Here is a 13577-nt window from a genome sequence, read left to right on the forward strand (position 1 = left end):
GCGAGCAAGCCCGCTCCCACAGTGGTTATGCAAAATTCAAATTGACACCCAATCATATGATGATTAGCGTGGGCGCCTGATAAGAAAAGCCCACGGGGTAGTCATGTCCAGCAGTTTTCACGCGTCGACCGTCGATTGGCTGGGTGGCTGGATTGCCGCCGGCCAGGTCAAGCCTGGGCAAACCATCAAGGTCGAGGCAGATCTGGGCGAGCAACTGGGCGTCAGCCGCACGGTGATCCGTGAGGCAATCAAGACGCTGGTGGCCAAAGGCATGTTGGAAGTCGGCCCGAAAGTCGGCACGCGAGTACTGCCGGTGCGCCGCTGGAACCTGTTCGACCCGCAGGTGGTTGGCTGGCTGTCACGCAGCGGCCTGCCGGAAAACTTCGTCGACGACCTGCTGGACCTGCGGCGCACCATCGAACCGATGGCGGTGCGCTGGGCCTGCGAACGGGCGACGGCTGATCAGGTGCAGGCGATCCGCCTGGCTTATTATGCGCTGGAGCGGGCGGTGGACAGCGGCGCCGATTACAACCTTGCCGACCAGTTTTTCCATGAATGCATTCTCGCCGCCAGCCACAATCAATTCATCGAGCAGATGGTCCCGGCCCTGGGCGCGTTGCTGGCGGTCTCGTTCGAGGTGTCGGCGGCCGATCCGGACGAATTGCGGCGCACCTTGCCGATCCACAAGGATATCGCCGAAGCCATCGCCGAGCGCGACGCGGCGCGCGGCGTCTGGGCCTGCATGACCCTGATCGACAACGCTGACCTGGCCATCAAGCGCTTTTACCCCGACGTCATGGCCGGTCGAACAGACAATACCGGGCGAGCCGGGAACGGGAGGTTGCAATGAACTGGACGGCTGTGACGGAACATCGGGCGAAACTGGGCGAGGGACCGTTCTGGGACGAACCGACCCAGGCGCTGTATTGGGTAGATATCGCCGGCAAGCAGGCGCTGCGGCTGATCGGCGCCAATGTACAGATCTGGCAGATGCCAGAACACGTTTCCGCTTTCATCCCGACCCAGAGCGGCGATGCGTTGGTGACATTGAGCAGTGGCGTCTATCGACTGGATCTGGATTCGCCTGGGCTGGAACCGCGCCTGAAGTTGCTGTGCATGGCCGATCCCCAGCCCGGCAATCGTGCCAATGAAGCGCGCTGTGATGCGCTGGGCCAGCTTTGGCTGGGCACCATGCAAAACAATATCGGAGAAGAGGGCGAGGACCTGCCCATCGAGCGACGTTCAGGCGGCCTGTTCCGTGTTGGCGGCGATGGCCGGGTGATGCCCCTGCTGCGCGGGCTGGGCATTCCAAACACGCTGCTATGGAGCCCCGATGGCACGACGGTGTATTTCGGTGAGAGCCTCGATGACACGCTGTATCGGCACTTCATCTACCCCGACGGCAAACTCGCGCCCGCGGAGGTCTGGTTCGGTCCCCATTCCCGTGGCGGGCCGGACGGTTCGGCGATGGATGCGCAAGGTTACATCTGGAACGCTCGCTGGGATGGCAGTTGCCTGCTGCGGCTGCATCCGGACGGCCATGTCGATCGGGTGATCGAGCTGCCGGTCAGTCGCCCGACCAGTTGTGTATTCGGTGGGGAAGATCTCAAGACGCTGTACATCACCAGTGCGGCCAGTCCGCTCGGTCATCCGCTGGACGGTGCGGTGTTGTCGATGCGCGTCGATGTGCCGGGCGTGCCTTGTACGCGGTTCGCTGGTTGAATCCCAAAATATGGGATGTAAATATATATATTGAGATTATTTGGCGGTCGGGTTTATAGTCGGCTGCATCAGCAATACGCACTCACACTTAAAAAAACAAAACAGGTGAAGCGATGCATCGAATTTCCCCCGAACGCCCCAGCGGCGTTCGCCAGCTACTGTCGGTTATGCAGTCTCTAGACCGGTCCCCCGTGGGTGCCCGGTTTTTCTCGTGTCTTGCCGCGGGAGCCCAGGTTCATGGCTGAAGCGCTTTGCTTGCCACCGGTGCCGGAGCCGCCGCAGGGCGATCGGTTGAAAGGCAAGGTCGTGCTGCTGACGGGTGCTGCCCAGGGCATTGGCGAGGCAATCGTTGCTGCGTTTGCTTCCCAACAGGCGCGGCTGGTCATCAGCGACATCCAGGCTGAAAAAGTCGAGGCCGTCGCCGCCCATTGGCGTGGGCGCGGTGGGGATGTACAAGCACTCAAGGTCGATGTTTCAAGCCAGCAGGACCTGCACGCCATGGCCCGGCGAGCGGTTGAATTGCATGGTCGCATCGACGTATTGGTGAACTGCGCTGGCGTCAATGTGTTCCGCGATCCGCTGGAAATGACCGAGGAAGACTGGCGCCGTTGCTTCGCCATCGACCTGGACGGTGCCTGGTATGGCTGCAAGGCCGTATTGCCGCAGATGATCGAGCAGGGTGTGGGCAGCATCATCAATATCGCGTCGACCCACTCGTCCCACATCATTCCCGGCTGTTTCCCTTACCCGGTGGCCAAGCATGGCCTGCTCGGGCTGACCCGTGCCCTGGGCATCGAATACGCCCCCAAAGGCGTGCGGGTGAATGCCATTGCGCCGGGCTACATCGAGACCCAGCTGAATATCGACTACTGGAATGGCTTTGCCGATCCCCGGGCCGAACGCCAGCGTGCGCTGGATCTGCACCCTCCACGGCGTATCGGCCAGCCGATCGAAGTGGCAATGACGGCGGTGTTTCTGGCCAGTGACGAAGCACCTTTCATCAACGCTTCATGCATCACCATTGATGGTGGACGTTCGGTCATGTACCACGACTGAATATTTCTGGATTGCAGTGGGAAACTTCGCCTGTAATCCAATCATCATACGATATGACTATTTAGACCTATGCTGTGCAGTAACACGATTTGACCGGCCAGCCTGCGCATTTCCACCAACGTGGAGCAGATCCCTGGACGTTTGGCTTTCAATAAAAAAAACAAGGAGTCAGCTATGAAACATCGTCGTGGGATCCGTTCCCTGTGTCGCGCCGCCCTGGCGGTTACCGCGTTCAGTCTCAGCAGTCACCTGCTGGCGGCCGATGCGGTGAAAATCGGTTTCCTGGTCAAGCAGGCCGAGGAGCCCTGGTTCCAGACCGAATGGGCATTCGCCGAGAAGGCGGCCAAGGACAAAGGCTTCCAGTTGATCAAGATCGCCGTCCCTGACGGCGAGAAAACCCTCTCCGCTATCGACAGCCTGGCCGCCAACGGTGCCAAGGGCTTTGTGATCTGCCCGCCGGACGTGTCCCTGGGCCCGGCCATCATGGCCAAGGCCAAGCTCAACGACCTCAAGGTGATCGCCGTGGACGACCGTTTCGTCGACGCCAACGGAAAATTCATGGAAGACGTGCCGTACCTGGGCATGGCCGCGTTCGAGGTTGGCCAGAAACAAGGCGCCGCGATGGCTGCCGAAGCGAAAAAACGCAACTGGGACTGGAAAGAAACCTACGCGGTGATCAACACCTTCAACGAGCTGGACACCGGTAAGAAACGCACCGACGGTTCGGTCGATGCCCTGAAGAAGGCCGGTATGCCGGAAGACCATATCCTCTTCTCGGCGCTGAAGACCCTCGACGTGCCGGGCAGCATGGACTCCACCAACTCGGCGTTGGTCAAGCTGCCAAGCGCCGCGAAAAACCTGATCATCGGCGGCATGAACGACAATACTGTGCTGGGCGGCGTGCGCGCTACCGAAGCCGCCGGGTTCAATGCCAAGAACGTGATCGGTATCGGCATCAACGGCACCGACGCCATCGGCGAGCTGAAGAAACCAAATAGTGGCTTCTTCGGTTCGATGCTGCCAAGCCCGCACATCGAAGGCTACAAGACCGCGGAAATGATGTACGAGTGGATCACCACCGGCAAGGAGCCGCCGAAGTACACCGCCATGGACGAGGTGACGCTGATCACCCGGGAGAACTTCAAGCAGGAACTGGAAAAGATCGGCCTGTGGAATTGACGGCTGGTTGATTCAAAAGCGGCCCTGGTCACAGGCGTGACCGGGCCGCTTGATCTCTGTGAGTTCGAGGTGGTTATGCAAGCGCAAACAGCGACACGGCAACACAACACTGGCGGCAGCTTGCGATTCAACGGGATCGGCAAGACCTTTCCCGGCGTGCAGGCCCTGGCCAATATCAGTTTCGTCGCCCATCCAGGACAGGTTCATGCCTTGATGGGTGAAAACGGCGCGGGCAAGTCCACGTTGCTCAAGATCCTTGGCGGCGCCTATATCCCGAGCAGCGGCGACTTGCAGATCGGTGAACAGACGATGGCGTTCAAAGGTACCGCCGACAGTATCGCCAGCGGTGTGGCGGTGATTCACCAGGAGCTGCACCTGGTGCCGGAAATGACCGTCGCCGAAAACCTGTTCCTTGGCCATTTGCCGGCGCGTTTCGGCCTGGTCAATCGCGGTGTGCTGCGCCAGCAGGCGTTGGCGCTGCTCAAAGGCCTGGCGGACGAAATCGACCCGCAGGAAAAAGTCGGTCGCCTGTCCCTCGGCCAGCGCCAGTTGGTGGAAATCGCCAAGGCCTTGTCCCGTGGCGCCCACGTCATTGCTTTCGACGAACCGACCAGCAGCCTCTCGGCGCGGGAAATCGACCGTTTGATGGCGATCATCGCCCGCCTGCGGGACGAGGGCAAAGTGGTGTTGTACGTCAGCCACCGGATGGAAGAAGTCTTTCGAATCTGTAACGCGGTGACGGTGTTCAAGGACGGTCGTTATGTCCGGACCTTCGAAAACATGAGCGAGTTGACCCATGATCAACTCGTCACCTGCATGGTCGGTCGTGATATCCAGGACATCTATGACTACCGTCCGCGTGAGCGTGGCGATGTGGCGCTGCAGGTGAAGGGGCTGCTGGGGCCGGGCCTGCGCGAGCCGGTGAGTTTCGAGGTGCACAAGGGTGAAATTCTTGGCCTCTTCGGGCTGGTCGGCGCCGGTCGTACCGAGCTGTTTCGTTTGCTCAGTGGCCTGGAGCGCCAGAGCGAGGGCAGTCTCGTGCTGCACGGCAAGGAACTGAAACTGCGTTCGCCACGGGATGCCATCGGCGCTGGCGTGCTGCTCTGCCCGGAGGACCGGAAGAAGGAAGGCATCATTCCGTTGGGCAGTGTCGGCGAGAATATCAACATCAGCGCGCGTCCGTCCCATTCGACCCTCGGCTGCCTGCTGCGCGGCGAATGGGAGCGGGGCAATGCCGACAAGCAGATCAAGTCGCTGAAAGTGAAGACCCCGGCGGCGAGCCAGAAAATCATGTACCTGTCCGGTGGCAACCAGCAGAAGGCGATCCTCGGGCGTTGGCTGTCGATGCCGATGAAGGTCCTGCTGCTGGACGAGCCGACACGGGGCATCGACATCGGTGCCAAGGCCGAGATCTACCAGATCATCCACAACCTGGCGGCCGATGGCATCGCTGTGATCGTGGTGTCCAGCGACCTGATGGAAGTGATGGGTATTTCTGACCGGATCCTGGTGCTGTGCGAAGGGGCCATGCGCGGCGAGCTGCCGCGTGACCAGGCCAACGAATCCAACCTGCTGCAACTGGCGCTGCCGCGCCAACGCGTTGCCGACGCGGCGAACTGAGAGGTAATCATGACCATTCAAAACAATGCACTGCCAACGGCACGCAAGCCCCTCGACCTGCGCCGCTTCCTCGACGACTGGGTCATGCTGCTGGCGGCTATCGGCATCTTTGTGCTCTGCACCCTGATGATCGACAACTTCCTGTCGCCGCTGAACATGCGGGGCCTGGGCCTGGCGATTTCCACCACCGGCATTGCCGCCTGCACCATGCTTTATTGCCTGGCTTCCGGGCACTTCGACCTGTCGGTGGGCTCGGTGATTGCCTGTGCCGGCGTGGTCGCTGCCGTGGTAATGCGCGACACCAACAGCGTGTTCCTCGGTGTCAGCGCTGCGCTGGTGATGGGCCTGATCGTCGGTCTTATCAACGGCATCGTCATTGCAAAACTACGGGTCAACGCGTTGATCACGACGCTGGCGACGATGCAGATCGTTCGCGGCCTGGCGTATATCTTCGCCAACGGTAAAGCGGTCGGCGTGTCCCAGGAATCGTTCTTCGTGTTCGGCAACGGCCAGCTGTTTGGCGTGCCGGTGCCGATCCTGATCACGATTGTCTGCTTCCTGTTCTTCGGCTGGTTGTTGAACTACACCACCTACGGGCGCAACACCATGGCCATCGGCGGCAACCAGGAAGCGGCGTTGCTGGCGGGGGTGAACGTTGATCGCACCAAGATCATCATCTTCGCCGTGCATGGCGTGATTGGCGCGCTGGCGGGTGTGATCCTGGCGTCGCGCATGACCTCGGGCCAACCGATGATCGGCCAGGGCTTCGAGCTGACGGTGATCTCGGCTTGTGTATTGGGCGGGGTTTCGCTGAGTGGCGGGATCGGCATGATTCGCCATGTCATTGCCGGTGTACTGATCCTCGCGATCATCGAGAACGCGATGAACCTGAAGAATATCGACACCTTCTACCAGTACGTCATCCGTGGTTCGATCCTGTTGCTGGCGGTGGTGATCGACCGGTTGAAGCAGCGCTGAAGGTCAGTGGCGACTGATCTTCCGCTATCGCGAGCAAGCTCGCTCCCACAGGGTTTGTGCCCGGCGCAGAAACACAGCGCAACGCAGATCCTATGTGGGAGCGAGCCTGCTCGCGAAGGCATCAGCACATCCAACACTTCCTTAGCTGACCCACCGCTTTCGCGAGCAGGCTCGCTCCCACAGGTTTTTGTGCCCGGCATATAAACAACGGCACGCCGCAGATCCCTGTGGGAGCGGGCTTGCTCGCGAAGGCGTCAGCACATCCAACACTTCCTTGGCGGACCCACCGCTTTCGCGAGCAGGCTCGCTCCCACAGGTTCTCGTGTTCGGCACAGAAATCTCGGATGCCGCAGAACCAGTGTGGGAGCGAGCCTGCTCGCGAAGGCGTTCTTGCAGACGCCAACAATTACCCAGCCTTGCGCAACGCCTCGACCAACTCCTGCTTGCGCATCTTCGAACGTCCTGGGATGTTTTTTGCCCGGGCTTCCTTCATCAGGCTGTCCACCGTCTGAGCCTCATGGGAGGCGTTGCTGGTGCGCGGGTGGCCTTCACGCGACTTGACGGCGCGCCGGGCCGATTCCTTGCGGTCGGATTGCTTGGCCTCGGCGGTTTTTTTCTTGCCGGACCCACCGGAGCGTTCGCCACCCCCGGACTGCTTGTTGACCGTCGCCCAGGCCCGAGCTTCGGCCTTGCCCTCCGGCACGCCTTTTTGCTCATAACTCTCTTCGATGTGCTCGGCCTTGCGCTTTTGCTTGTCGGTGTATTTGTCTTTGCTTCCACGAGGCATGAACTGTTCCTCCTCCGGTGTGTGAGCAGAGTCACCTGCGAGCCAGGCTATTGGTTGGCACCACCTTCCGAACCGGAGCCGCCGGTCGTGGTTTTCGAACCTACGCCGGTGTCGGCGTTATCCGGAGCGGTAGAGTCCGGGGTGTTCATGCCACCCTGGCGACCGGTGTCATTACCCTGGACCCGTGGATCGGTGCCCGTGGCGGGCGGCTGGCCATTGTTCAAGGTGCCGCCGGTGCCGTCGGTATTCAGCTTGGGCAAGCCTTGGGTGGCGGGCGAGTTCGGTGCCTGTACGGGATCGGTCGGGCCGGTCCCTGAAGTCGTGGCCGCGAAAGCCGCCGAGGACAACAAAGTGGCAAATGTGAACGCAGTCAGCCTGGAACTGATCATGGTGTAGCCTCCGTTTTAGGAATGCTTGCCTGATTTTTGGCCGCGCGGGAGCGGGGATGGTGCCTTGAGGGCGACGAACGGTACTGTGAAAGTTGTCTTCAGAAGATATGACGAGCGCCGCGCAGCGGCTTAGTATGGTGCTTTCAATTGGCTACAAGGCCCGTTCATGTCGATCGAGATCCGTCCTGCGCAACCCAGCGATGCGCCGCAAATCCTTGCCTTCATCACTGAGCTTGCCGATTACGAAAAAGCCCGCCACGAAGTCATCGCCAGCGTTACCGATATCGAGCGCAGCCTGTTCAGCGAAGGCGCAACCGCCCATGGGTTGATGTGCCTGCGTGATGGCGTGCCGATCGGTTTCGCGGTGTTTTTCTTCAGTTACTCCACCTGGCTGGGCAGCAATTGCCTGTACCTCGAAGACCTCTATATCACTCCCCAACAACGCGGCGGCGGGGCGGGCAAGACGTTGTTGCGGCATCTGGCGAAGATCGCCTGCGACAACGACTGCGGTCGCTTCGAGTGGAGCGTCCTGGATTGGAACACCCCGGCCATCGAGTTCTACAAATCCCTTGGCGCGCAACCCCAGGAAGAATGGGTGCGCTACCGCATGGATGGCAAGGTACTGCGGGATTTCGCCAACGGCAATTGAGGCTTACGGGTAGGCGCTGGACGCGTACTCGGCAAATCCGGGACGCTGTTCGAGCCGCTTGCAATAAGCGGCCACGGCTGGATAGTCCGGACGCTCCATGGGCGTCTGGCGCCAGCGGTGCGCGGACAGGCCGATAAGCACGTCCGCCAGGGAAAATTTCGCGCCGGCCACATAGGCGCCGGTGTGATTCAACTGCTGCTCGAGCAACCCCATCTTCTCGTTCCAGCCTTTAACCCCGGCAGCGATGAGCTGTGGGTCCTGGAAATCCGGATGTTTGCGCACCAACCCATAAAACGCATCCCCCCACGACGGATTGAGCTCCGTGGCTTGCCAGTCCATCCACTGCTCGACGCGCGCGCGGGCGGCAGGTTCGATGGGCAACAGGTCGTCGCGCCCATGCTTGCCTACCAGATAGCGGCAGATAGTGTTCGACTCCCAGAGCACGCCGTTCTCATCAATGATCACCGGCACCTGGGCGTTGGGGTTGAGGGCCAGGAATGCCGGATCATGGGTCGACGCAAAGCCGATACCCCAATCTTCGCGTTCGTAAGGGATGTCCAGTTCCTGACAGGTCCAGAGTACTTTTCTGACGTTGATCGAAGAGGTACGGCCGAGGATCTTCAGTGAGTGTTCCATTTTTTGTCCCTGATGTTTGGCGTCCGGTCAAAAAACGTAGCAGGGTCTCATGCAGATAGCGATGGTTTTGCGGGACGCTTCTATATCCCAATATATGGGAGTGATATTTATATATTGAGATTTTCCAGCGCTCGGGTTTATAGTCCGCTTCACTCACTGCCAATAAACAAAACAGGTGAAGCGGATGCAGGCGCAATTGATAGCGCTCGATTGGGGTACCACCTCATTACGAGCTTACAAACTTGCCGCTGGAGGCGAGGTGCTCGAACAGCGTTCGCTGTCGTCGGGGATCATGCAGCTGCCGTCCGGGCCGCGCACGGTCGCCGGCCAGGAGTGCAACAACGGTTTCGAACTGGCCTTCGATGAAGCCTGCGGCGACTGGCTCGATGCGCAGCCAGGTTTGCCCGTCATCGCTTGTGGCATGGTCGGCAGCGCCCAGGGCTGGCGTGAAGCGCCTTACTGCGACACGCCGGCAAACGTCGCCAACCTCGGACATTCCCTACAGGTCATCCGCAGTCTTCGCGGAGTCGATGTGCACATTGTGCCGGGAGTGATCCAACGTTCCCGGCTGCCCAATGTCATGCGCGGCGAAGAAACCCAGGTGCTCGGTGCGTTGGCCAGCCTGCCGAACGAAGCGGTGCTGATCGGCCTGCCGGGCAGCCATTCGAAATGGGTGGAAGTGGCCGATGGCTGCATCGTGCATTTCGACACCTTCATGACCGGCGAGATCTTCGCCGTGCTCAGCGATCACAGCATTCTCGGCCGCACCCAGCAACGCGGTGTGGCGTTCGACGGCGCGGCGTTTGATCGTGGCGTGCAGGTAGCGCTGTCGGTAGACGGCCAGATCGGCCCGCTGTCCACGGTATTCAGCGCCCGCAGCCTGGGCTTGACCGGCGAACTCGGTGCCAGCGCCCAGGCCGATTATCTTTCCGGCCTGCTCATCGGCCATGAACTGACCGCCCTGGCCGCCGTGCAGCGGCAGCGACGCAACAGCGTGCATCTGCCAACGGTGGTGCTGATCGGCAACTCTCAACTATGTGCCCGCTATCAACGGGCTCTCGACGCCTGCGGGTTCGCCCGCGTGACCCTGGCCGAACAGGCCACCGAACGCGGGCTGTGGCAACTGGCCGTGGCGGCCGGGCTGCTCGATTCCACCGCATCGCGCTAAACCTCACTGGAGACTTGAAATGCTCACCCAAGCACTGGCGCAAAACGGGCTGATCGCGATCTTGCGCGGCCTACGTCCCGAAGAGGCGGCCGCTATCGGCGAAGTCCTTTATGACGCCGGATTTCGCGTCATCGAAGTACCGCTCAATTCTCCTGAGCCGTACGAAAGTATCCGCATCCTGCGCAGCACGTTGCCCGCCGATTGCCTGATCGGTGCCGGCACCGTGCTCACACCGGAGCAGGTCGAGCAGGTGAAAGCGGCTGGCGGCCAGGTGATCGTCATGCCCCACAGCGATCCAAAGGTGCTGCGCGCGGCGAAAGCGGCGGGCCTGTACCTGTCGCCCGGCGTCGCCACGCCCACCGAAGCCTTCGCCGCGCTGGCCGAGGGTGCTCATGTGTTGAAGATGTTTCCGGCCGAGCAGATGGGCCCGGCAGTGGTGAAGGCCTGGCTTGCGGTATTGCCGACCGGGACCGTGCTGGTGCCGGTGGGCGGGATCACGCCGGACAACATGGCGGTGTTCATCGAGGCTGGCGTCAAGGGTTTCGGCCTCGGTTCCGGGCTGTTCAAGCCGGGCCTGACAGTGGACGAAGTGGCGGTGCGCGCCAAGGCCTACGTGGCCGCATGGAACGCTTTGAGCTGAAGACTTTCCCAGCGCCCCGCGCGCTGCATCCGACAAGAGAGACAAGAAGATGAAAATCACCAAGTTGACCACCTTTATCGTTCCGCCGCGCTGGTGCTTCCTCAAGGTCGAGACCGACGAGGGCGTGACGGGTTGGGGCGAGCCGGTGGTCGAAGGCCGTGCCCACACGGTGGCAGCCGCCGTCGAGGAACTGTCCGACTACCTGATCGGCAAAGACCCACGCAACATCGAGGACATCTGGACCGTGCTCTATCGCGGCGGTTTCTACCGCGGTGGTGCCATTCACATGAGCGCGCTGGCCGGTATCGATCAGGCGTTATGGGACATCAAGGGCAAGGCCTTGGGCGTGTCGGTCAGCGATCTGCTGGGCGGCCAGGTGCGCGACAAGATCCGCGTCTATTCGTGGATCGGCGGCGACCGCCCGGCGGACACCGCCCGAGCGGCGAAAGAAGCCGTTGCACGGGGCTTCACGGCGGTGAAGATGAACGGCACCGAGGAGCTGCAATTTCTCGACACGTTTGAAAAAGTCGACCTGGCCCTGGCCAACGTGGCGGCGGTGCGCGATGCGGTCGGGCCGAACGTCGGCATTGGCGTGGACTTCCATGGCCGCGTGCACAAGCCGATGGCCAAGGTGCTGATGAAGGAGCTCGACCCTTACAAACTGATGTTCATCGAGGAGCCGGTGCTCAGCGAAAACTACGAAGCGCTCAAGGAACTGGCACCGCTGACCAGCACGCCGATCGCCTTGGGCGAACGGTTGTTCTCGCGCTGGGACTTCAAGCGGGTGCTCAGCGAAGGCTACGTGGACATCATCCAGCCGGATGCCTCCCACGCCGGCGGCATCACCGAAACCCGCAAGATCGCCAACATGGCCGAGGCCTATGACGTGGCGCTGGCGTTGCACTGCCCGCTGGGCCCGATCGCGCTGGCGGCGTGCCTGCAGCTGGACGCGGTTTGCTACAACGCGTTCATCCAGGAGCAGAGCCTGGGTATCCATTACAACGAGAGCAACGACTTGCTGGATTACATCAAGGATCCGCAGGTGTTCGACTATGACAAAGGCTTCGTGAAGATCCCCAACGGCCCGGGCTTGGGCATCGAGATCAACGAGGAATACGTCATCGAGCGCGCGGCCATCGGCCACCGCTGGCGCAACCCGATCTGGCGCCATGCCGATGGCAGTTTTGCCGAGTGGTGAATGCCTGGCCGCCCACTTTCCCCGTGGCGAGGGAGCTTGCTCCCGCTCGGCTGCGCAGCAGTCGCACAAGCATCAACTCATAAACCCAGGGGCTGCTACGCAGCCCAGCGGGAGCAAGCTCCCTCGCCACGGTAGTGACGTGACCGCTCAAGAGTTTCACCCTCAATAAACATAAAAAGAGGCACCTCACATGCAAGCGCACACCCTTAGCGCGCAGGCGTCGTTGGTGACGCCCAGCCGCAAGCGTTTTTTCATCATGGTCCTGCTGTTCATCACCGTGGTGATCAATTACCTGGACCGCAGCAACCTCTCGATTGCCGCCCCCGCACTGACCAGCGAACTGGGGATCGATCCGATCCATGTCGGGCTGATTTTCTCGGCGTTCGGCTGGACCTACGCCGCCATGCAGATTCCCGGTGGCTGGCTGGTGGACCGCGTGCCGCCACGCATTCTCTACAGCGTGGCGCTGCTGCTCTGGTCGGTGGCCACGGTGATGCTCGGTTTCGCTGCCAGCTTCATCGCGCTGTTTGTCCTGCGCATGGCCGTCGGCGCCCTGGAAGCGCCGGCTTATCCGATCAACAGCCGCGTGGTCACCACTTGGTTTCCCGAGCGTGAACGGGCCACGGCAATCGGTTTTTATACGTCCGGGCAATTTGTCGGCCTGGCATTCCTGACGCCGGTCCTGGCCTGGCTGCAGCATGCCTTCGGCTGGCACATGGTGTTCGTCGTGACCGGTGCCGTCGGCATTCTCTGGGCGGTGATCTGGTACGCGGTGTATCGCGAGCCGCGGGATTTCAAAGGCGCCAACGCCGCTGAAATCGAACTGATCCGCGAAGGCGGCGGGCTGGTGGATATCCAGGCCGAGACGGCCAAGGCCAAGGCGAAATTCAGCTGGACCGATCTCGGCATCGTCCTGACCCAGCGCAAGCTCTGGGGGATTTACCTGGGCCAGTTCTGCCTCAACTCCACGCTGTGGTTCTTCCTGACGTGGTTTCCGACCTACCTGGTGAAATATCGCGGCATGGATTTCATCAAATCCGGCTTGCTGGCGTCGCTGCCGTTCCTCGCGGCGTTTGTCGGCGTGTTGTGTTCCGGGTTCTTCTCCGACTGGCTGATCCGTCGCGGCGCCACAGTGGGGTTCGCGCGCAAGCTGCCGATTATCGGTGGTCTGCTGATTTCCACGGCAATCATCGGCGCCAATTTCGTCGAGTCGACGCCGCTGGTGATTGCATTCCTGGCCCTGGCCTTTTTCGGCAACGGCCTGGCGTCGATCACCTGGTCGCTGGTATCGACTTTGGCGCCGGCACGGCTGTTGGGATTGACCGGTGGGGTGTTCAATTTCATCGGCAACCTGGCGGCCATCGCCACGCCGATCGTCATTGGTTTTCTCGCCAGCGGCGATTCGTTTGCCCCGGCCATCACCTACATCGCCGTTCTGGCGTTGATTGGCGCGCTGTCCTACATCCTGCTGGTCGGGAAAGTGGAGCGCATCGAGTTGTAGTCCCGAGGGGCGGGCGACCATAATGCCGCCCGTTCCCCCGCTCATTGTGAAAGG

General features: G+C 61.2%; 14 protein-coding genes. 11 read left to right on the forward strand and 3 right to left on the reverse strand.

What is annotated here, in order from left to right; genetic code table 11:
• Positions 1-103: 103 nt before the first annotated feature.
• The 6 genes from J3P91_RS07995 to araH all read left to right on the forward strand — a co-directional run bounded on the left by J3P91_RS07995 (position 104) and on the right by araH (position 6555).
• Entirely contained in the window at positions 104-850 is a 747-nt protein-coding gene (locus J3P91_RS07995) for a FadR/GntR family transcriptional regulator (protein WP_434603267.1), read from the forward strand.
• Entirely contained in the window at positions 847-1722 is an 876-nt protein-coding gene (locus J3P91_RS08000) for an SMP-30/gluconolactonase/LRE family protein (RefSeq protein WP_434603269.1), read from the forward strand. The genes J3P91_RS07995 and J3P91_RS08000 overlap by 4 nt, the downstream gene beginning before the upstream one ends.
• 237 nt (positions 1723-1959) lie before the next feature.
• The gene (locus J3P91_RS08005) at positions 1960-2778 is read left to right on the forward strand and encodes an SDR family oxidoreductase (RefSeq protein ID WP_434603271.1); all 819 of its coding nucleotides are present in this window, start codon (positions 1960-1962) and stop codon (positions 2776-2778) included.
• Between the two features lie 174 nt (positions 2779-2952).
• Entirely contained in the window at positions 2953-3957 is a 1005-nt protein-coding gene (locus J3P91_RS08010) for a substrate-binding domain-containing protein (RefSeq protein WP_434569343.1), read from the forward strand.
• 75 nt (positions 3958-4032) lie between these two features.
• On the forward strand, positions 4033-5577 hold the full coding sequence (gene araG, locus J3P91_RS08015; RefSeq protein ID WP_434569342.1) for an L-arabinose ABC transporter ATP-binding protein AraG: 1545 nt from the start codon (positions 4033-4035) through the stop codon (positions 5575-5577).
• Between the two features lie 9 nt (positions 5578-5586).
• Complete coding sequence (gene araH, locus J3P91_RS08020; RefSeq protein ID WP_305496039.1) at positions 5587-6555, forward strand: L-arabinose ABC transporter permease AraH; 969 nt, start codon at positions 5587-5589, stop codon at positions 6553-6555.
• 406 nt (positions 6556-6961) lie between these two features.
• On the opposite strand, the gene J3P91_RS08025 is transcribed toward araH, so the two are convergent.
• Together J3P91_RS08025 and J3P91_RS08030 are read right to left on the reverse strand one after the other, a co-directional pair.
• The gene (locus tag J3P91_RS08025; protein WP_434603273.1) at positions 6962-7342 is read right to left on the reverse strand and encodes a Rho termination factor N-terminal domain-containing protein; all 381 of its coding nucleotides are present in this window, start codon (positions 7340-7342) and stop codon (positions 6962-6964) included.
• Positions 7343-7389: 47 nt separating this feature from the next.
• Positions 7390-7731, reverse strand: a complete 342-nt coding sequence (locus tag J3P91_RS08030; RefSeq protein WP_434603275.1) for a hypothetical protein — start codon at positions 7729-7731, stop codon at positions 7390-7392.
• 166 nt (positions 7732-7897) lie between these two features.
• Between J3P91_RS08030 and J3P91_RS08035 the strand changes: the two genes are divergently transcribed.
• Positions 7898-8380, forward strand: a complete 483-nt coding sequence (locus J3P91_RS08035; RefSeq protein WP_434603277.1) for a GNAT family N-acetyltransferase — start codon at positions 7898-7900, stop codon at positions 8378-8380.
• A 3-nt stretch (positions 8381-8383) separates the two neighbouring features.
• Here J3P91_RS08035 and J3P91_RS08040 read toward each other — a convergent pair whose 3' ends face one another.
• Entirely contained in the window at positions 8384-9016 is a 633-nt protein-coding gene (locus tag J3P91_RS08040; protein WP_434603278.1) for a glutathione S-transferase family protein, read from the reverse strand.
• Positions 9017-9200: 184 nt separating this feature from the next.
• On the opposite strand from J3P91_RS08040, the gene J3P91_RS08045 reads away from it, so the two are divergent.
• The 4 genes from J3P91_RS08045 to J3P91_RS08060 all read left to right on the forward strand — a co-directional run bounded on the left by J3P91_RS08045 (position 9201) and on the right by J3P91_RS08060 (position 13523).
• The gene (locus J3P91_RS08045) at positions 9201-10184 is read left to right on the forward strand and encodes a 2-dehydro-3-deoxygalactonokinase (RefSeq protein ID WP_434603280.1); all 984 of its coding nucleotides are present in this window, start codon (positions 9201-9203) and stop codon (positions 10182-10184) included.
• 19 nt (positions 10185-10203) lie between these two features.
• Positions 10204-10824: a 2-dehydro-3-deoxy-6-phosphogalactonate aldolase gene (locus tag J3P91_RS08050; protein WP_434603282.1), complete on the forward strand. Its 621-nt coding sequence runs from the start codon at positions 10204-10206 to the stop codon at positions 10822-10824.
• A gap of 49 nt (positions 10825-10873) precedes the next feature.
• Positions 10874-12022 (forward strand): galactonate dehydratase, encoded by a 1149-nt coding sequence (gene dgoD, locus J3P91_RS08055; protein WP_003179439.1) that lies wholly within the window; start codon positions 10874-10876, stop codon positions 12020-12022.
• 190 nt (positions 12023-12212) lie between these two features.
• Positions 12213-13523, forward strand: coding sequence for an MFS transporter (locus J3P91_RS08060; RefSeq protein ID WP_305496032.1), 1311 nt, complete (start codon positions 12213-12215; stop codon positions 13521-13523).
• Positions 13524-13577: the final 54 nt, after the last annotated feature.

It is taken from the genome of Pseudomonas sp. Z4-7 (assembly GCF_051131965.1).
Classification (GTDB): Bacteria; Pseudomonadota; Gammaproteobacteria; order Pseudomonadales; family Pseudomonadaceae; genus Aquipseudomonas.

Coding starts and splice junctions, on each gene's coding strand:
- J3P91_RS08060 (WP_305496032.1), top strand. CDS start 12,213: ATGCAAGCGCACACCCTTAGCGCGCAGGCGTCGTTGGTGACGCCCAGC.
- J3P91_RS08030 (WP_434603275.1), bottom strand. CDS start 7,731: ATGATCAGTTCCAGGCTGACTGCGTTCACATTTGCCACTTTGTTGTCC.
- araG (WP_434569342.1), top strand. CDS start 4,033: ATGCAAGCGCAAACAGCGACACGGCAACACAACACTGGCGGCAGCTTG.
- araH (WP_305496039.1), top strand. CDS start 5,587: ATGACCATTCAAAACAATGCACTGCCAACGGCACGCAAGCCCCTCGAC.
- J3P91_RS08040 (WP_434603278.1), bottom strand. CDS start 9,016: ATGGAACACTCACTGAAGATCCTCGGCCGTACCTCTTCGATCAACGTC.
- J3P91_RS08005 (WP_434603271.1), top strand. CDS start 1,960: ATGGCTGAAGCGCTTTGCTTGCCACCGGTGCCGGAGCCGCCGCAGGGC.
- J3P91_RS08045 (WP_434603280.1), top strand. CDS start 9,201: ATGCAGGCGCAATTGATAGCGCTCGATTGGGGTACCACCTCATTACGA.
- J3P91_RS08050 (WP_434603282.1), top strand. CDS start 10,204: ATGCTCACCCAAGCACTGGCGCAAAACGGGCTGATCGCGATCTTGCGC.
- J3P91_RS08035 (WP_434603277.1), top strand. CDS start 7,898: ATGTCGATCGAGATCCGTCCTGCGCAACCCAGCGATGCGCCGCAAATC.
- dgoD (WP_003179439.1), top strand. CDS start 10,874: ATGAAAATCACCAAGTTGACCACCTTTATCGTTCCGCCGCGCTGGTGC.
- J3P91_RS07995 (WP_434603267.1), top strand. CDS start 104: ATGTCCAGCAGTTTTCACGCGTCGACCGTCGATTGGCTGGGTGGCTGG.
- J3P91_RS08010 (WP_434569343.1), top strand. CDS start 2,953: ATGAAACATCGTCGTGGGATCCGTTCCCTGTGTCGCGCCGCCCTGGCG.
- J3P91_RS08000 (WP_434603269.1), top strand. CDS start 847: ATGAACTGGACGGCTGTGACGGAACATCGGGCGAAACTGGGCGAGGGA.
- J3P91_RS08025 (WP_434603273.1), bottom strand. CDS start 7,342: ATGCCTCGTGGAAGCAAAGACAAATACACCGACAAGCAAAAGCGCAAG.